The organism is Pseudomonas sp. RAC1 (assembly GCF_030658255.1).
In the GTDB taxonomy this organism is placed as follows: Bacteria; Pseudomonadota; Gammaproteobacteria; order Pseudomonadales; family Pseudomonadaceae; genus Aquipseudomonas; species Aquipseudomonas boreofloridensis.
This window is the reverse complement of record NZ_JAUTXS020000031.1, coordinates 93,508-112,088: the sequence shown is the minus strand read 5'-3', so window position 1 is coordinate 112,088 and position 18,581 is coordinate 93,508. Positions and strand designations below refer to the sequence as shown.

The 18,581-nt window shown below is 63.7% G+C and carries 14 protein-coding genes; 6 read left to right on the top strand and 8 right to left on the bottom strand.

The features are described 5' to 3' along the window. Positions 1 to 31 precede the first annotated feature (31 nt). From Q7C30_RS11100 to Q7C30_RS11090, 3 genes are read right to left on the bottom strand one after another with little or no spacing between them, the layout of a single operon-like run. Positions 32 to 3,706, bottom strand: a complete 3,675-nt coding sequence (locus tag Q7C30_RS11100) for a translocation/assembly module TamB domain-containing protein (RefSeq protein WP_317871521.1) — start codon at positions 3,704 to 3,706, stop codon at positions 32 to 34. Continuing rightward, positions 3,703 to 5,445, bottom strand: a complete 1,743-nt coding sequence (locus Q7C30_RS11095; protein ID WP_317871520.1) for an autotransporter assembly complex family protein — start codon at positions 5,443 to 5,445, stop codon at positions 3,703 to 3,705. The genes Q7C30_RS11100 and Q7C30_RS11095 overlap by 4 nt, the downstream gene beginning before the upstream one ends. A 51-nt stretch (positions 5,446 to 5,496) precedes the next feature. Beyond that, entirely contained in the window at positions 5,497 to 6,147 is a 651-nt protein-coding gene (locus Q7C30_RS11090) for a GNAT family N-acetyltransferase (RefSeq protein WP_317871572.1), read from the bottom strand. 153 nt (positions 6,148 to 6,300) lie between these two features. Here Q7C30_RS11090 and xthA point away from each other — a divergent pair, with 153 nt between their 5' ends. Next, positions 6,301 to 7,113: an exodeoxyribonuclease III gene (gene xthA, locus Q7C30_RS11085; protein ID WP_304484354.1), complete on the top strand. Its 813-nt coding sequence runs from the start codon at positions 6,301 to 6,303 to the stop codon at positions 7,111 to 7,113. An 18-nt stretch (positions 7,114 to 7,131) separates the two neighbouring features. Here the strand turns inward: xthA and Q7C30_RS11080 are convergent, their stop codons facing one another. Continuing rightward, entirely contained in the window at positions 7,132 to 8,004 is an 873-nt protein-coding gene (locus Q7C30_RS11080) for an alpha/beta hydrolase (RefSeq protein WP_317871519.1), read from the bottom strand. Positions 8,005 to 8,024: 20 nt separating this feature from the next. Then, positions 8,025 to 8,645, bottom strand: coding sequence for a LysE family translocator (locus Q7C30_RS11075; protein WP_304484393.1), 621 nt, complete (start codon positions 8,643 to 8,645; stop codon positions 8,025 to 8,027). A gap of 215 nt (positions 8,646 to 8,860) precedes the next feature. Between Q7C30_RS11075 and Q7C30_RS11070 the strand changes: the two genes are divergently transcribed. Further along, positions 8,861 to 9,340, top strand: a complete 480-nt coding sequence (locus Q7C30_RS11070) for a GNAT family N-acetyltransferase (RefSeq protein WP_317871518.1) — start codon at positions 8,861 to 8,863, stop codon at positions 9,338 to 9,340. 513 nt (positions 9,341 to 9,853) lie between these two features. Here the strand turns inward: Q7C30_RS11070 and Q7C30_RS11065 are convergent. Then, complete coding sequence (locus Q7C30_RS11065) at positions 9,854 to 10,375, bottom strand: MgtC/SapB family protein (RefSeq protein WP_037027819.1); 522 nt, start codon at positions 10,373 to 10,375, stop codon at positions 9,854 to 9,856. A gap of 128 nt (positions 10,376 to 10,503) precedes the next feature. Here Q7C30_RS11065 and Q7C30_RS11060 point away from each other — a divergent pair, with 128 nt between their 5' ends. From Q7C30_RS11060 to Q7C30_RS11045, 4 genes are all read left to right on the top strand, one after another. Beyond that, complete coding sequence (locus Q7C30_RS11060; protein ID WP_029613288.1) at positions 10,504 to 10,740, top strand: DUF3203 family protein; 237 nt, start codon at positions 10,504 to 10,506, stop codon at positions 10,738 to 10,740. 121 nt (positions 10,741 to 10,861) lie between these two features. After that, the gene (gene ccoG / locus Q7C30_RS11055; protein ID WP_317871517.1) at positions 10,862 to 12,268 is read left to right on the top strand and encodes a cytochrome c oxidase accessory protein CcoG; all 1,407 of its coding nucleotides are present in this window, start codon (positions 10,862 to 10,864) and stop codon (positions 12,266 to 12,268) included. 50 nt (positions 12,269 to 12,318) lie between these two features. Further along, the gene (mapR, locus tag Q7C30_RS11050) at positions 12,319 to 13,728 is read left to right on the top strand and encodes a GntR family transcriptional regulator MpaR (protein WP_304484350.1); all 1,410 of its coding nucleotides are present in this window, start codon (positions 12,319 to 12,321) and stop codon (positions 13,726 to 13,728) included. 66 nt (positions 13,729 to 13,794) lie between these two features. Further along, positions 13,795 to 15,789 (top strand): ATP-binding protein, encoded by a 1,995-nt coding sequence (locus tag Q7C30_RS11045; protein WP_317871516.1) that lies wholly within the window; start codon positions 13,795 to 13,797, stop codon positions 15,787 to 15,789. Positions 15,790 to 15,843: 54 nt separating this feature from the next. On the opposite strand, the gene Q7C30_RS11040 is transcribed toward Q7C30_RS11045, so the two are convergent. Together Q7C30_RS11040 and Q7C30_RS11035 are read right to left on the bottom strand one after the other, a co-directional pair. Continuing rightward, positions 15,844 to 17,379 carry a DHA2 family efflux MFS transporter permease subunit gene (locus tag Q7C30_RS11040; RefSeq protein ID WP_039577169.1) on the bottom strand — a complete coding sequence of 512 codons (1,536 nt, stop codon included), beginning with the start codon at positions 17,377 to 17,379 and terminating at the stop codon, positions 15,844 to 15,846. After that, complete coding sequence (locus Q7C30_RS11035; protein ID WP_317871515.1) at positions 17,376 to 18,572, bottom strand: HlyD family efflux transporter periplasmic adaptor subunit; 1,197 nt, start codon at positions 18,570 to 18,572, stop codon at positions 17,376 to 17,378. Before Q7C30_RS11035 ends, Q7C30_RS11040 begins: the two co-directional genes overlap by 4 nt. Between the last annotated feature and the right edge of the window lie 9 nt (positions 18,573 to 18,581).

The following is an 18,581-nucleotide window of genomic DNA, read 5'->3' as shown; positions in this document are numbered from 1 at the left end:
GTCGCGGCGCCCCGGCCTGGGGCGCACAATCTTAGAAATCTCGCTTGTAGAAGATGTCCAGCGAGCTTGCCAGTCCACTGGCGGCTTCCACGTACACTTTCTTGCTGAGCTTGTAGCGCAGGGCGATGGTGCTGGCCGGCTCGAACACGCCGACCCCATAGCGCAGGCTCAGGCGCTCGGTCAGGTTGCCGCTGGCGACTACGCTGGTGCTGTTGCCCGAGCCCTGGGTATCAAGCTGGAAGTCATCGATGCCCAGCCGCGAGGCCAGGCCACCGGTGAGGCCGGCACTGCCGGCGAGCCCCAGGCCCAACGCCGCCTCCGCGAGCATGTTGTTGTCTTCCCCGGAATTGCCCAACGGACGCCCGAGTACCAGGTAGGACAACGCCTGCTCCTGGCTCATGGCCGGTTCCGAGAACACCGTGCTGGTCGGTTGCTCGGCGCTGCCGCTGAGGCGGATACCGGCAGTGACCTCGTTCACCTGACGGATCGCTTCGATGTCCAGGTAGGGCTGGTCGATGGGCCCGGCGAATAGCAGCCGGGCGCGGCGGATGGTCAGGCGCTGGCCATAGGCACGGTAGCGACCGTCGGCCAAACTCAGCTCGCCGCGGGTGTCGAGGTTGTCGCCGATGTGTACATGGCCCAGCAGATTGGCGGTCAGGCCGAAACCGCTGAACGACAGCTTGTCGCGACCGACCTCGACGTCGACGTCCATGGCCACCGCCATGGGTGCCTCGCCCTGCTCGGTCTGCTGACCGACGATCACCGTGTCATCCGACACCTTGACCGTGGAAGGCGGCAGCTCGCGCACGGTGATCTTGCCTTTGGGCACCTGCACCTTGCCGGTCACCGCCAACTTCTCGCCAGCCAGGCGAATCCGCAGGTCGGGCGCGACTTCGAGCGCCGCGTATGGCTCGACGCTGACCGGCAGTTGCTGGCCCTGGAGCCGCAGATCGACGGCCAAAGCCTGACCCCAGGTCATGTCGCCGGTCAATTGCCCGCGACCGGCCTCGCCGCTGCGCCAGTCGCCGTTGATCTGCACCTGCTCACCGGCGATCAGCGCTCGCAGCGACAAGGCTTCCAAGCTGACCGGCAATTCGGCGCCACTGACGTGTCCGCCGCTGAGCTGGACAGTGCCGTTGACCTGCGGCGTCAGCAACGTGCCGGACAGCCGACCCTCGCCATTGAGCTGGCCAGCCAGGCGCTCGACCATCGGTAGGAACGGACGGGCGATCGACAGGTCGACGCCGGAGAGTCGGAAATCGCCAGACAACGGTTTGTCGCGCCCCAGTGGATCGATGCGCGTGGACAGGTTCAACTGACCCAGCCGCTCGCCGCGGAAAACCAAAGTGGTGTCCACCTGACGCGGCGCCAGGGTGCTGTCCAAGCGCAGCGTCTGATAAGGGAAATCGACCCAGCGACCACTGTCGCGCACGCGCAGCGTGCCGCCACTGGCATCCACGCGCACCGTACCCTTCGGCCCGCTGGCCGGGATATCCAGGTTGATGTCGGCGTTGAGCATGCCTTGCCAGGCGAAGTCCTTGGGTAACCACTGGGCCAGGCTGTCGATGGGGAACTGTTTGAGGTGATAACGCAGTCGCGGCTCCGGCGCCAGGCGCTGGTCGTCGCCGCACAGGCTGGCCTGGCCGGAGCGCCAGCAATGGCTGGCGAAGTCGATCTGACCATTGGCCAGGCGCTGCACGCGTGCCGGGGCCTGTAGTTGCCAGTCCTGGCCACCGGCCTGGACCCGGCCGCTGGCCAGCCGACCGCGCCAGTCGCCCTTGGCCAGTGTGCCGTCGAGCGCAAGGTTCAGCTTGAGTTGCGGGCCGTCGAGCGCAAGGCTCAGCGCCTGCTGACGAATGTCGCCCTTGCCGCTGAGGTCCAGATTACCCAAGGCGGTCTCGCCCAGGCGGATAGCGCCGACCTTGAGCGTGACCACGCCTCGCTGGGCATTGTCCAGGCGCGCGTCCAGGTCCAGCCGTTGAATGCGATTGTCGGCCTGGGCCAATTGCTGCCCCTGCAGCGTCAAACTACCCTGCGGGGCCGCCAGGGTTCCGGCCAGATCGAGGCGGCCTTTGGCCTGGCCTTGCAGGCGCGGCCAGAGCTGCCCCAAACGGGGTAGGTCGAGGTCGATGCGCCCGGCCAGGCGCTGCTGCAGGCTGCCGCTGCCGGTAATACGGTTGTCGCCCAACTGGATCGCCAGCGTGCCCAGGGTCCAGGCATCCCCTGCCCCCTTGGCGTCTGCCTTGAGCTGCGCAGGTTGACCACGCAGGCGCCCCTTCAGATCGAGCTCGGCATCGAGCTGCAACCGCTCGTTCTTCAACTCACCCTTGCTGCGCAGCGGCCCTGCCAGCGTACCTGGCAGTTCAGCGACCCAATAGGCCGGGTCGAGTGCCGATACGTTCAGATCGACATCCCACGCCAGGGTGTCGGCGAACTGGATGCCGACGCTGCCCGCCGCCCGCCCTTGACCAGCCACCAATTCGAGCTTGGGCAAACGCACCTGGCCCAGATCTCCCGCGAACGGGCTGGCCACACTGAACGCCCCCGCCGGGCCTTCCAGATTGCCGGTGAACTCGCCTTCGTAGCGGCCGTCGCGATACGCCACCTGCGCCTTGAAGCGCTTGAGCGTCACTTCAGGCGCCTCTGGCAGCGGGTACAGGCGCAACCAGGGGAAATCGAGCCAGTCGACAGTGGCATCGGCCTGCACGCCCTGCTCCCAGTCAGCCGTGGCCTGAAGCCGGAGGCGCTGCGTGTCACTGGCGGTCAGGTCCAGGGCATCGAGGCGCGCTCCTTTGGCATCGACCTTGCCGTTCAACGCCAGGGCGATCGGCCCTTGCTCGGCCGGCAGGCTCGCCGTGCCCTCGAGCCGATAACCCACGAGCAGGTCCCCGGTTGCCAACAGTTGAAGTTGGTTCAGTTGCAGCGGTGCGGGCAACGCGGCAGAGGGCCGGAACCCGTCGGCACGAATACGCAGCCTTGCGGGCACATGCTCGGCCAGCGCTTGCAGCTCACCGTCGATTTTGGCTTGCAGGTAACCGCTGCTGGTGCCGTCGAGCGCCAGCGTCTTGAGCAGATCGCCTTTGGCGTTGAGCACCAACTGCCACGCCTGACCGTCAACCGCAGGCAGTTGCAGCGTGGCATCGGCATCAAGCGGCCAATCGCCCTCGGGCAACACGGTACCTTGCAGGCTCAGGTGCAGATCGTCGCGCTGCAACTGCAAGCGGTCGATGCGCATGCCCTGTCCGGTCCAGTGCGCCGCCAGTTGCAGATCGCCGAGCAAGTCGCCGCCATCGAGGCGCAGTTGGCCCACCTTTACCTCCCCCAACTCGATGGCGATCGGCAAGCGCAGGTCAGGCAGTTTCAGAGGACCACTGTCGGTCTGCTCGGCGCTGGGGGCAAAGGCCATGTCGATACGCTCGGCCTGCAGGCGCTGGACACACAAGGTGGCGCGCAACAAACAGGCAGGCGACCAGTGCAGTTGCGGCGCCTGCAGTTCGACGCGGCTTGCGTCCTGTGTCCAGACCAGGCGACTGGCCTGCCATTGCCCGCCCAGCGTGCCTTGGAAGTCGTCGACCTGCAGGCCCGGCACCCAACCTAGCACCCAGCGACTGCCCGCCTGGGTGCCGAGCACCAAGGTCAGCGCGAGCACCATCAACAGCAGCAGGCCGAGCAGTCCCAACAGCAGCGGCGTGATCACCCGCCTCACAGTTCAGGCCCCATGGAAAAGTGCACACGGAAACCACCGTCATCATCGAGCGCACGCGCCAGGTCCAGGCGCAGCGGACCGACTGGCGACACCCAGCGCACGCCGATGCCGACCCCTGTTTTAAGGCTGGGCAGCTCCAGCGAATTGAAGGCGTTGCCTTGGTCGACGAAGGTTGCCACGCGCCATTTCTCCGTGATCGAGTACTGGTATTCGACACTGCCGGCAACCAGGTAACGGCCACCGATGCGGTCGCCCTGGCTGTTCTTCGGCGACAGTGTCTGGTAGTCATAGCCGCGCACGCTCTGGTCACCACCGGCAAAGAAACGCAGCGACGGCGGCATTTTCTTCTCATAACCGTTGGTGGCGCTGCCGCCGAACTGCACACGCCCGAGCACGCGATGGTTTTGCCCCAAGGTGGTCAGGCCCTTGAGCAGGACGTTGCCATGCACCAGGTTGGTGTCGGACACCAGCCCTTCCTTGGCCACCTGGACGTCGAACTGCAGGCGGTAACCATTGTGCGGGTCGATGCGGTTGTCGCTGCGCAGGTACGAGTAGCTAATGCCAGGCATCAGCAGGTTGCTCAGGCCAGAGTCGTCACCCAGTCGGTATTCCTCGCGCTGGTACTTGAGTGAAATCACCCGCTGCCAGCCGCTGGGCAGCTTGCTGTGCCACTCCGGGCCGACCGTCAACAGCTTGCTCAACGTGTCGGTGCCAGAGAGTTCTTCGTTCTGGTAGCCACCGGCAAAGCGCAGTTTGTCGGTCAACGGTGGGTCCAGGGGTACGTCATACCAGAGGCCGACGTTCTGTCGGGGGCCGGAAATCTCGGTTTCCCAGCCATAGCTGTGGCCCTGAGGGTTGACCCAGTGCCGCGTCCAGTTGGCTTTGCCGCGCGGCCCGACGTCGGTGGAAAAACCCAGTCCCAGACCCAAGGTGCGCGGTTTGCGAGTATCGAGTTGCACCGCCACTGGCACCACGTCGTCAACGGCTGCCGTGGGCGCAGCATCCACCCGCACGCCCTCGAAGTAGCCGCTGGACTGCAGGTCGTTGTTCAGTTCGGCGACCAGTTCCGAGTCATAGGGCGTACCGGGCTTGAAGCCCACCATGCGCTGCAGCAGATCGTCGTCCAGTGGCGCGTCGCCGCCGAAGGTGACCTTGCCCAGGCGGTAGCGCGGACCGCTCTGATACACCAGTTCAATATCGGCGACGCCGGCGCGGGGATCCACGGCCAGGCGTTGGCGGGCAAACCGACCGTCGAAGAAGCCATAGCGCGAGGCCTGGTTCTGGATCAGGCGCTTGGCGTCCTCGTAGGCACCGTGATTCAGTTGCTCGCCTTGACGCAAGGCCCGGCTGTCCGGGACTCGGAACGCCTTCATCTCGCTGGCCGGACCTTCGATACGCACTTGCACATTGCGCAGGCGCACCGGCTCGCCGGACTCGACCCGGATGATCAATTGCAAAGGCTGATCAGGCTTGCTCGGGGGCTGGACCTGGGCGTCGATCTGCGCCTGGTAATAGCCCAGCGCCTGGGCCGCCTTGCGCGCCTGTTCCTCGGCCCCGCGACTGAAGCGCAGCAAGGCGTCCTCGTCACGATCGCCGAGGCTGCCGATATAACCTTCAATGTTCGCCTGCAGCGCCTTGTTGGCCGGTTTGACCCGCACCACCAATTCGCTCTGGCCCCACGCTGTACAGCTGGCGGCGAGCAACAGCACGCCCCAGCCAAATCGTCCTGAATACGTCATGGCGGGCATGCTACCAGAGCGAAGCGGCAGCGTAAGCCGCGCCTGTCGCGATCAAGACCCTATCGTTTTGACTGACGACGGATTCGGATTGAAGAACACCCGTTCGTTGACACTGCCGAGTGCAAGCTCTCCAACCTCCTGATACCCCATGCGCTCGCAGAACCCGTAGTAATGCGGGTTGCCGGTGCTGAGCACGACGCCTTGCGTCTCCAGGTCCTTCGCGCACCAGTCATGCACCGCCTGCAAGAGTTGTTCGGCGTAGTGCTGGCCCTGCACCTGTGGATGCACGCCCAGCAACGACAGCACATGCACTTGCTGGGTGGGCAGGCAGGCGGCCAGTGCTGCCTGATACGCCAGGTAGCGACGGGTGCTGCGCCGACCTGCGCCGATCAACATACGCAGGCGCCACATCCAACTGTCGGCCACACCCAGACGGCGCTGGGGCGGCGCGATCAATGCCACGGCGATCAAGCGGTCGTCGACCAGCAAGCCCAGCGCCGGCAGTTGCATATAGAAGTGCTGGCGCACCCAGGCGCGTATCATTGCGCGCAATCGCCGCTGGTAACCGCTGCGTTGGGCGTCGAACAGCCAGGCGAAGGTCGGTTCCGAGGGATAAGCATCATAGAGCAGCCTGCGCACTTCGCGGCGATAACCATCGTCGAGCAGGCAGAGGCGGGCTGGGGCGGCGGACATTGCGAAGATCCTTCTGGAAGGTGCGGGTCAGAGCTTTTGAGGCACGCCATGGCGCATCGTTCCACCGTCGTTGCGGTACTGGAGAGCCGCCCAGAAGCTCAGGCTGGTGATGACTGCGGATGTCAGCTAGCATCCCTGGCTTTTACCAGGACCGCCTTAGCCATGAAGATCGTCTCGTTCAACATCAACGGCCTGCGCGCCCGCCCGCACCAGTTGGCCGCGCTGATCGAGAAGCATCAGCCGGATGTCATCGGCCTGCAGGAAACCAAGGTCAGCGACGAGCAGTTCCCGCTGGCCGAGGTCCAGGCCCTGGGCTATCACGTGCACTTTCATGGGCAGAAAGGCCACTATGGCGTCGCCCTGCTCTCGCGGCGCGAACCGCTGTCGTTGGTCAAGGGTTTCAGCACCGATGAAGACGATGCCCAGCGTCGTTTCATCTGGGGCACCTTCGCCGATGACAATGGCGCCGCCATCACCATCATGAACGGCTACTTTCCCCAGGGGGAAAGCCGCGACCACCCCACCAAGTTCCCAGCCAAGCAACGCTTCTACAGCGATCTGCAAGCCTTGCTGGAGGGTCAGTTCCACAACGACCAGCCCTTGGTGGTGATGGGCGACGTGAACATCTCCCCCCAGGACTGCGACATCGGCATCGGCGCGGACAACGCCAAGCGTTGGCTCAAGACCGGCAAGTGCAGCTTCCTGCCGGAAGAGCGTGAATGGATGGAACGTCTCAAGGGCTGGGGTCTGGTCGACAGCTTCCGCCACCTGCACCCAGAGGTGGCGGACCGCTTCAGTTGGTTCGATTATCGCAGCCGCGGTTTCGAGGACGAGCCCAAGCGTGGCCTGCGCATCGACCTGATCATGACCTCGCAGGCGTTGCTACCGCGACTCAAGGACGCCGGCGTGGACTACGAACTGCGGGGCATGGAAAAACCGTCCGACCATGCACCGATCTGGCTGGAATTGGCTTGACCGCCGTGCATCGATGAGTCAACTGCGCAGAAAGGCCTCGACCTGCTGCGCGGCGCTCACCGGATCCTGTTGCATGAAGCAGTGCCCGCCCGCGACCGACTGCTCACTCACATGGCGATTGCGCGCCGCCAGGCGTCGAGCCGACTCGGCAACGAACGGATAGCTCTGTTCGCCGTGCAGGATCCGCGTCGGCGTGACGATCTGCTCCAGGCTCGGCCACAGCCGCGACGGCCAGGAACTGAATACCTCCACCTCGCGGCTGGGCCGACACTTGAGCACCACGGCATTGGAACAATCGCCCAACGCGTGGCCCACATAAGCCTGCAGCGACGCTTCGCTCCACCCTTTGAAGATGCCCCGTCCGTGCAGCGACGCCAGCGCCGCCTCACGGTCCGGCCAGTGACTGCGCCGGGTAGCGGCTTTGCGGGCCAGGCCATGTCGGCGATTCAGGCCCATCAGCGCCAGGATGCGCATGACCGCGATCATGCGTGGGCTGAACAACACCGGATCGAGTAGCACGGCACGCGCGAACAACTGTGGCTGCCGGGCCAGAATCAGTGCGGTCAGCACGCCACCGAAACTGTGCCCGGCGGCATACCGCGGTACCTCGCCGAACATCGACCGCTCCGCCTCGAAGGCTTCTACCACCAACTCCGCTGAGCGGTTCCAACCGCGAAACGCCCCGCCATGATCGCTATCGCCATGCCCCTGGACATCGCACAGCCACAGGTCGAAGTGCTCGCCGAGGCGCATCAGCAACGGCTCGTAAGCCAGGCAACAGAAGCCGTTGCCATGCAGAAAATGCAACAGCGGCTTGCCGCTGGGCGCCGAGTGCCAGCCTCGCAAGGTGAAGCCGTCGGAGCAGTCGTGGGACCAAGGAATCAATTGCATCGGGAGCGGCACTCGTCGAACTACGAAAACGACGATTCTACAAACAGCAGCGGATACAACGAAATCACCAGCAACACGGCCATCAGGACATTGAACAGCACCAGCCAGCGAGGATTGCGCAGCACGTTGCGCAGCGCGCTGCCGAACATGACCCAGATGCCGACGCTCGGCAGGTTCACCAACGCGAACAGCACGGCAATCACCACAACGTTCACGGCATAGCCTTGGGCCGGGGTATAGGTGGTGATTGCCCCAACAGCCATCACCCAGGCTTTTGGATTGACCCACTGGAATGCCGCCGCGCCCCAGAAACTCATGGGGCTGCGCGTGCTCTGAGCCTCGCCGGATAGCGGGCCGGAGGTGGCGATTTTCCATGCAAGGTAAAGCAGGTACGCCGCGCCGACATAGCGCAGCACGCTATACAGCGGCGGCCAGGCTTTGAAGAGCTCACCCAGGCCAAAACCCACACCCAGCACCATCAGCATGAAGCCAATGCTGATGCCCATGGCATGGGGAATCGAGCGACGGACACCGAAGTTCACTCCCGAGGCAAGCAACAGGGTGTTATTCGGCCCTGGCGTGATGGATGAAACGAAGGCGAAAAGAATGAAGGCGCTGAGTAGTTCGTAGGAGCCAAGCATGGCGTGCAAGTCCGTCAGAGGATGATTGTCGAGTCGCATAACACTAGCGATCCTCGATCGGCCCCAACCCATACAGTTGTGGAAAATTAGCCCGTAACACATAACTGTTCATTCGCTACTGATGCCCCCGCCCCCTAAAACCCGGCCAATCTCAGCGACTCGGCAACGCCAGCCTTACCCGCTACGCTAGGCGCTTGTCTTTCAAGGAATGCCCCATGAGCCTGACCATTCGTCCAGCCCAGCGCAGCGACGCCGCACAGATCCTCGATTTCATCACTGAGCTTGCGGACTACGAGCGAGCCCGAGACCAGGTGGTAGCCAGCGTCACCGACATCGAACGCAGCCTGTTCGATGACGGCAGCACCGTACACGGACTGATCTGCGAACGTGACGGTCAGCCCATCGGCTTTGCCGTCTTCTTCTATAGCTACTCCACCTGGTTGGGCCGCAACGGTATCTACCTCGAAGACCTGTACATCACCCCTGAGCACCGTGGTGACGGCGCCGGTCGCCAACTACTGCGCCACATCGCCCGCGAAGCGCTGGCCAAAGGCTGTGCGCGCCTGGAGTGGAGCGTACTGGACTGGAACGCTCCAGCCATTGGCTTCTACGAGGCGCTGGACGCACAAGCCCAGTCTGAATGGATTCGCTACCGTCTCGAGGGTGAGCGGCTGCGCAACTTCGCTGAAGGGTGACGTTCGGAATAAACGAGTGGGCGATGTGTTACCCGCACAGCGTCGGCGGCCGACAAGCGGGTAACACGGAAACAATTCGAGAGGTTCGTGCGCGCTTCCCACACTGCCTGAAAACGGCAAGCCACTGATTTTAAAGAAAATTAAAAAGTTGGCACGCCACCTGCTATATCTCTGGCACAACAAAAATAAAAAATCGCGACACACCCAATAAAAACAACATGCACCGGCTCTGACATAACAAGAACAACACGGCAGAGGCGCAGCAAGCAGATTTTTTTGGAGTAGGCAGCAATGTGGGGTTCGCCCCCCGGTTCGACACAGAACAACAAAACTACCTTCAGGTAGCGACAGTCAGGATCGAATGCAGGCCAGCGCTCAAAAAAATACGTTTGCTCTTGGCCCCAGATAGGGGCCCGGCTACACCGGAACCAGCTGACAACAACAACAACAGGCCGGTTTTGAATAATAATAAAAGAGCAGGCAACAACACCTAGAGGGGAGCTTCGGCTCCCCTCAGTGTTTCCGACCACCCTCCTCGTCCTTCTTCTCCTCGTTCTCGTCTTCCACCTTGCCCACCAACAGCGGCATGCTGGCCAGTACCAGCAATGCCAGCACGGTGCTCACCAGGGCCGTCGCTTCGCGCCCCATGCCCGCTGCCGTGCCGATGGCGGCCGTCATCCACAGCCCCGCGGCAGTGGTCAGGCCCTTTACATGACTGGTGTCACGTCCATTGCCTTTGAGGATGGTGCCTGCACCGAGAAAACCGATGCCTGCAACGATGCCCTGGATCACTCGACTGAGTGCCTGATCGTCGGCACCGGCCATACCCGGCGCCAATACGAACAACGCCGCGCCCATGGACACCAGCATGTGGGTGCGCACACCCGCCGATTTGCCACGATGCTCACGTTCGAAGCCCAACACGGCCCCAAGCACTGCGGCCATCATCAGACGCACGACGATCCGCGTGACCTCGCTTTCATCGGTAATGTCGGCGAATTCGGCCACTACGGCCTGCCACACGTTTTCCCAGATCCGCTCCACGGACAGTCCTCAGAAGGCTTCATGGAAGGTGGACCGCACACCCTGCCAGGAGTGCGACGGCGATGCAGAAACCTCGCCCCCAACAAGGTCGAAGACTCAAACCACAGGAGAGAAAGGCCATGCCCGTACACATCGACGACCACAAGCGCTGCACCTTGTCCGGTGACACCGTCACCATCGAAGGCCTGGGCCACGAGGTTGAGATCGTCACCGACGCGCACCTGCGCATGTCGGTGGCCATTCTCGCCGGCGAACGCTTCCCGATCACCGAAGCCGAGGCCGACGCGCTCACCGTGGCAGGTGCGGTGGATAGTCGCAGACATCTGAAGAACAGTGGCCCAGGCTCGATAATCTAAGGGTTCGAGTGGGTCACAGCGCGTTCTGATATGGTTTTTATCACCCGACCTGAGCCTGTGCTGAAAACAGATCGGGGGCCATAGTGCCCGGGCCTGATAGAGGCCTGATGAGCGAACCACCATGAGCGAGAGAGTGCCCTTCCGAGTCATCCACATCGAACCCACCGCCACGCCAGCACGACAGAACGCTGACGGGCAGATTCAGACCCGCAGCTTCAAAGGCGTATACCGCAACGTGCGCATCGGTTTCGCCGGCCTGCTGTTCGCGCTGTTCTTCGGTACCGCCTGGCTGAGCTGGAACGGGCGCCAGGCCGTGCTGTGGGACTTGGCCGAGAGCAAGTTCCACATCTTCGGCGCCACGTTCTGGCCGCAGGACTTCATCCTGCTCTCTGCGCTGCTGATCATTTGCGCCTTCGGCCTGTTCGCCATCACCGTCTTCGCTGGACGGGTCTGGTGCGGTTACAGCTGCCCGCAGAGCGTCTGGACCTGGCTGTTCATGTGGTGCGAGAAAGTCACCGAAGGCGACCGCAACCAGCGCATCCGCCTGGCCGCCGCACCCTGGAGCCTCAACAAACTGGCTCGCCGTGCTTCCAAGCACGGCCTGTGGCTGGCGATCGGCGTGATAACCGGCCTGACCTTCGTTGGCTACTTCACACCCATCCGGGCACTGGCCAGTGAGCTGTTGAGCTTCGAGCTGGGCGGTGTCGCACTGTTCTGGATCCTGTTCTTCACCGCTGCCACCTACCTCAATGCCGGTTGGCTGCGCGAAGCGGTATGTATGCACATGTGCCCGTATGCGCGTTTCCAGAGCGTGATGCTCGACAAGGATACCCTGGCCGTGGCCTACGACCCGCGGCGCGGCGAATCGCGCGGCCCACGCAGAAAAGGCAGCGACCCGCGCGCGCAGCAATTGGGCGACTGCATCGATTGCACCTTGTGCGTGCAGGTCTGCCCCACCGGCATCGACATCCGCGACGGTTTGCAGATGGCCTGCATCGGCTGCGCGGCCTGCATCGACGCTTGCGACACGGTCATGGACAAAATGGGTTACCGGCGCGGCCTGATCGGCTACAAGTCCGAGCACAGCCTGCAGGGTGGCACCACCCACTGGCTGCGTCCGCGCCTGCTAGGCTACGCCACGGCCCTGGTGGTGATGATCGGCGCACTGGTGATCGCGCTGCAGATGCGGCCGATGGTGTCCATGGACGTGATCAAGGACCGTGGACTGTTCCGCGAGAACGCCCAAGGCCAGATCGAGAACATCTACCTGCTCAAGATCATCAACAAAACTCAGCAACCGCAGCGTTACGCGCTGAGCCTGGTCGATGCCGACGGTTTCGTCCTGCAGGGCAAACGCGAGCTGTCCATTGCCGCCGGGGAGATGAGCGAATTGCCGGTGTCCGTGGCGATGCTGGCCGAGCGACCTGCCAGCAGTTCGGTGGACCTCACCTTCGAAGTGCAGGACCTCGACCAGCCGCAGGTGTACAGCCGCGCGCGCAGCCGATTCGTCGCGCCCCTGAACCGCTGATCCCTTACACTGCCGCCCACCTTGCGTGCCCAGCCAGAAGTCCAGGAACGATGAAACGCTACGAACGCTTTGCCGACGACATCGCTGAATTGATCCGCTCCGGGGTGCTTGGCCCTGGCCAGCGCGTGCCTTCGGTGCGCTATGCCAGCCAGACCCACGGGGTCAGCCCGTCCACCGTGTTTCAGGCCTACTACCTGCTGGAACGCCGCGGGCTGATCCGCGCCCGGCCGCGTTCGGGCTATTTCGTCAATGCCCATGCGCCCCGTCAGTTCAGCGAGCCGCAGGCGCAGGCGCCGGTCAGCGAGTCCACCGACGTGGACGTCAGCGACCTGGTGTTTTCGATCCTCGACTCGATCAAGGACCCGCACACCGTGCCCTTCGGCTCGGCCTTCCCCAGCCCGACGCTGTTTCCACTGCAACGCCTGTCGCGCTCGCTGGCCAGCGCCAGTCGGGCCATGGATCCGCGCGTCGTGGTCACCGACCTGTCGCCGGGCAATCCGCAACTGCGCCGTCAGATCGCCCTGCGCTACATGGTCGCCGGGCTGATGCTGCCAATGGAGGAGTTGCTGATCACCAACGGGGCGCTCGAAGCGCTCAATCTGTGCCTGCAAGCGGTCACCGAGCCGGGCGACCTGGTCGCCATCGAGGCGCCCGCGTTCTATGTCTGCCTGCAGGTGCTCGAGCGTCTGAAGCTCAAGGCGGTGGAAATCCCGGTGCACCCACGTGAAGGCATGGACCTGGACGTATTGGCGCAGACCCTGGAGAAACACCCGATCAAGGCCGTGTGGTCGATGACCACCTTCCAGAACCCGGTCGGCGCGAGCATGCCCGAGGCCAAGAAACAGGCACTGGTGGACCTGCTGCACCGGCATCAGGTGCCGTTGATCGAAGACGATGTCTATGCCGAGTTGTATTACGCACCCCAGGCCCCCAAGCCCGCCAAGGCCTTCGACCGCGACGGTCTGGTAATGCACTGCGGATCGTTTTCCAAGAGCCTGGCGCCCGGCTACCGGGTTGGCTGGGTCGCTGCCGGGCGTTACGCGCAGAAGATCGAACGACTCAAGTTGATGACCTCGCTGTGCGCCTCGATGCCCGCCCAGGCCGCCATCGCCGACTACCTGCAGCATGGCGGCTACGACCGTCACCTGCGCAAATTGCGCTACGCCCTGGAGGGCCAGCAGTCCAGCATGCTGGCGGCCATCGCTCGACATTTCCCGGCCCAGACCCGCGTCAGCCAACCGTCCGGCGGCTATTTCCTGTGGCTCGAACTGCCTGAGCGAATGGATGCGCTCAAGCTGTTCCACATGGCCCTGGCCCAAGGCATCAGCATCGCGCCAGGGCCGATCTTCTCGCCAACGCGGCGCTTCGGCAACTGCATACGGCTGAACTATGGCTCGCCCTGGGACACCACTTGCGAACAGGCGATGCAGACCCTGGGGCGCATCGTCAGCTCGTTCTGAGTGCAGCACCAAGGCGGCAGCGATCAGCGTCTATAGTGAGGACTCGCCGCCTGGAGAACTGACGCCATGTCCACCCTGCCCGCACATCCACCTGATCCCTATACGCTGGCGTGGCACCGCCAGCAAGCGCGCGCGGCCATGCTCGAGGAAGGCATGAAGGAGCAGTGCTTCGAGCTGCTCTGTCAGCAGATGAACGAGGGGTTCTGCATTGTCGAAATGATCGACACCCCACGCGGCCCACTCAGCGACTATCGGCACATCTACCTGAATGCCGCCAGCGTGCGCCACGCGGGTTATCACCGGCACCTGGGCGTCACCGTTCGCGAGCTCATCCCCGATGAGGCCGAGGTGTGGATCAAGCGCTTCGCCGAGGTACAACGGACCGGAGTCAGCAGTACCTTCGTTCACGAACTCAAGGAAGCCCGTCGACTGCTGGCCGTTTCCGTCTATCGATTGGAGCCGACGAGCAAGCGTCGCCTGGGGGTGATCTTTCGCGATCAGTCGTCCAGCGACTTGCTGCTCAGCCGTTACGAGTTGCTCGAACAACGCATCGATGCCGCCCAGGCCGAGCGCAAACTGTTCGGCGATGTGCTCGACAGCAGCCTGGCCAACGTGCTGGTGATGGACAACAACCTGATTCTGCGCGCCATCAACCGGACCGCGCGGGCCACGTTCCAGCGCGAGCATCACTACGTGCCGCAGATCGGCGAGACGCTGGAACAGGCCCTCGCCCCTCTGCCAGAGGCCAGCAAGCTGATGCTGCCGCTGTGGCGCCGGGCCCTGAGCGGGGAATCCGTGGTTCACGTCATCAGCATTGGTGATCGACCCCATCTGCGCCACTATGAATTGCGCATGAGCTGCCTGCGCAACGATGAGCAGCAGATCATCGGCGCTTATCTGTTCGCCTATAACATCACCGAACGGGTCAACGAACAGGAGCGGCTGCGCGAGGCCGAGCAGGCCCTGCGTCAGTCGCAGAAGATGGAAGCGGTCGGTCAGCTCACCGGCGGTATCGCTCATGACTTCAACAACCTGTTGGGCAGCATACAAGGTGCACTGGAGCTGGCCCGGCAGCGCCTGCGCGAATCGCGCGCGGACGATGCCGCGCAGTTGCTCGACAGCGTGCAACAAGACACTGGCCGCGCGGCCTCGCTGGTGCAGCGCTTGCTGGCGTTTTCACGCCAGCAGACCTTGCAACCCCAAGCCATCCATATCCAACACCTGGTCAGCGGGTTGATGCCGCTGATCAAGAGCTCGGTCGGCAGCCGCGTGCAACTGATCGACCGCACCCAGCCTGACCTGTGGCTGACCTGCGTCGACCCCCCGCAACTGGAAAGCGCCCTGCTCAACCTATGCCTGAATGCTCGCGATGCCATGCCCGAGGGCGGCGCCGTGTCCATTCAGTGCGAAAACATCGACATGGATCCGCAACTCGCCGCAGGCCTGGACGCTGCACCGGGCGAGTACCTGCACCTGGCCGTGGCCGACCAGGGCGAGGGCATGACGCAGGAGGTGGCCGAGCGAGCCATCGATCCGTTCTTCACCACCAAGCCACTGGGACAGGGCACGGGCCTGGGGCTTTCGATGGTGTACGGCTTCGTGCGCCAGTCAGGCGGGCAGATGCAGATTCAAAGCACGCCGGGACAGGGCACGACCGTGCACCTGTATTTGCCACGTCATCACTCGATACCTCGACGCACCGTGTTGGTCATCGAAGAACAACCGGCAATGCGCCTGGTGATGCAGGAGTACCTGGAGGACGCGGGCCACAGAGTTCACACCAGCCTCTCGGGCAACGAAGCGTTGTGCGCCGTGCAGCAAGGGCTGCGGCCAAACCTGCTGATTTGCGACGCACGCGTGCTGCGCCAGGAAACCGGTTTACGCCTGCTCCAGGCAGCGCAGCAGGTGAATCCGGCGCTGAAGGTGCTGGTTGTGGCTGAGCCGGGCGAAGCCGTCGGCCTGCACGGCGATACGCGCGTTGAAGTGCTCAACCGGCCGGTCAATGTCGAGGCGTTGGTAAGCCGCATGACGTCACTGCTCGAAGCACTGAAGGTGTCTTGAAACGCACAGGCCGCTGCGTCGGCAGTGAACCGCCCGGCCTGCTGAAATCTCGCTTCAATGACCTGCCGAGGCCGGCCCCGCCTTCGCCGTGAACGGCGGCTTGGCCAGCCACACGAGCAGGATCAAGGCACCGAAGACCCAGGTGAGCAAGGTGAAATAGTCCACCGTGGACATCATGTAGGCTTGGCTGTTGAGGATCTGCTCGAGCTGCGCATAGCTCTGCGGGCTCGCCCCGCCCAACTGGGCCAACGTGTGCCGGGTCGCCGGGTCGTATTGGCTGATGTGCTCGCTCAGGTAGGCATGGTGCTGATCGGCCCGGCGAATCCAGATCCAGGTGGTCAGCGACGCGGCGAAGCTGCCGCCCAAGGTGCGCAGGAACGTCGCCAGGCCAGAACCGTCGGCGATCTGCTGGGGCGGCAGGTCCGAGAGCAGAATGCTCAAGGTGGGCATGAAGAACAGCGCCACGCCAATCCCCATGAACAACTGCACCAGGGCGATGTGCAGGAAATCCACTTCGCTGGTGAAGCCGGCGCGCATGTAGCAACTGGCGCCGATCGCCAGGAACGCCAGACCGGCCAGTAGGCGCAGGTCGAAGCGATGGGCATATTTGCCGACGAAGGGCGACATGATCACCGGCAGCAGACCGATGGGCGCGACCGCCAGGCCGGCCCAGGTCGCGGTGTAGCCCATCTGCGTCTGCAGCCACTGGGGCAGGATCAGGTTGATGCCGAAGAACCCCGAGTAGCCACCGACCAGCACCAAGGTGCCGATGCGGAAATTGCGGTGCACGAACAAGCGCAAATTGACCACCGGATGACGATCGGTCAGTTCCCAGATCACGAACACGGCCAGGAACACCACCGAGATGAGGCTCCCGGCAACGATGAACGAGGATTCGAACCAATCCAGGTCATTGCCCTTGTCGAGCACCACCTGCAAGGCACCCACGCCAACGATCAGCGTCAGCAGACCGACGTAGTCCATGGGCTGACGACTGGTAGTCACCGGCCGCGCGCGCATCTGCTGGCGCACCACCGCAGCGGCGAACAGGCCGATGGGCACGTTGATGAAGAAGATCCAGGGCCAACTGTAGCTGTCGGTGATCCATCCGCCGAGAATCGGTCCGGCAATCGGCGCCACCACCGTGACCATCGCCAGCAGCGCCAAGGCCATGCCGCGCTTGGCAGGCGGATAGACTGCGATCAGCAACGTCTGGGTCATCGGGTACAGCGGCCCGGCGACCACCCCCTGCAGCACGCGAAAGCCCACCAATTCCGGCATGGATTGCGCAATACCGCACAGGAACGAGGCCAGCACGAACAGCAGCGTGGCCCAGATGAACAGCTTGACCTCACCGAAGCGTCGGCTCAGCCAGCCGGTCAGCGGCAAGGCGATAGCATTGCTCACCGCGAATGAAGTGATGACCCAGGTGCCCTGCTCGTAGCTCACCCCCAGGTTGCCGGAAATGGTCGGCAGCGCCACGTTGGCGATGGTGGTATCCAGCACCTGCATGAACGTCGCCAGCGACAACCCGATGGTCGTCAGCAGCAGACTCGGCGGGGTGAACTGAGCGGGGGCGCCGTTGCTCATTGCGACGCCGTCTTGCCGCTGGCGGCGCTGTTGTCATGAATCAGCTTGGCGATCAGGCGGTCGGCTTCGGCCAGTTGGCGGTCGTACACTTCGGTGGCATAGCTGGCCTGCTGCGGCGGTTGCTGGGCCAGGGTCGGACCGCTCTGGTCGTGCAGGTCGACCTCGACCACGGTCGACAAGCCGATACGCAGCGGGTGCGTCTTGAGCTGTTCTGGGTCCAGGTGCACGCGAACGGGCACCCGCTGGACGATCTTGATCCAGTTGCCGGTGGCGTTCTGTGCGGGCAGCAAAGCGAACGCGCTGCCGGTACCAGCGCCGAGGCTCTCGACGGTGCCGCGGTAGATGACGTCGCTGCCGTAGAGGTCGGCGGTGACTTCCACCGGCTGACCGATGCGCATGTCGCGCAGTTGGGTTTCCTTGAAGTTGGCGTCGATCCACACCTGATTCAGCGGGATCACCGCCATGGTCGCGGTGCCCGGTTGCAGGCGCTGGCCAAGCTGCACGGTGCGCTTGGCGACGTAGCCGGTGACCGGCGCCACCAGCGTGGTACGGGCATTGTCCAGATAGGCCTGACGCAAGTCCGAAGCGGCAGCAAGCACATCCGGGTGCGAAGCGACCACGGTGTCATCGACCAGCGCCGTGCTGGTGTTGAGTTGCTGGCGCGCGCTGTCCAGGGCGCTTTGCGCACTGGACAGGTCATCGCGCGAGTGCGACAGCTCTTCGGCGGAAATCGCCCCGCTGTCGGCGAGCACCTTGCGGCGGTTGTAATTCTCTCGCGCTTTCTTCAATTCGGCCTGGCGCGCCTGCATCTGCGCCTTGAGCGCATCGACGTTGCTGTACAGCCCGCGCACCTGGCGTACGGTGTGCGCCAGCTTGGCCTCGCTGGCCTGCAATGCCACCTCCCCATCGCTCGGATCGAAACGCAGCAGCACCTGCCCAGCCTGGACCAGGTCGCCATCATCGGCACCGATGCTGATGACGGTGCCGGTAATCAGTGGCGTGATCTCCACCACGTTGCCGTTGACGTAGGCATCGTCGGTGCTCTCATGCCAGCGCCCGACCAGGGCGTACCAGGCCCAGGCGGCAGCACCGGCGAGGACCACCAGCAGCAGCAGGGCCAGTAGCCAGGTCTTGCGCTTGCGATTGGCGCCCGGCTCTTGTGCGGGGGCGGGTGCATCGGAGGGAGTGGCCATGACGTTACC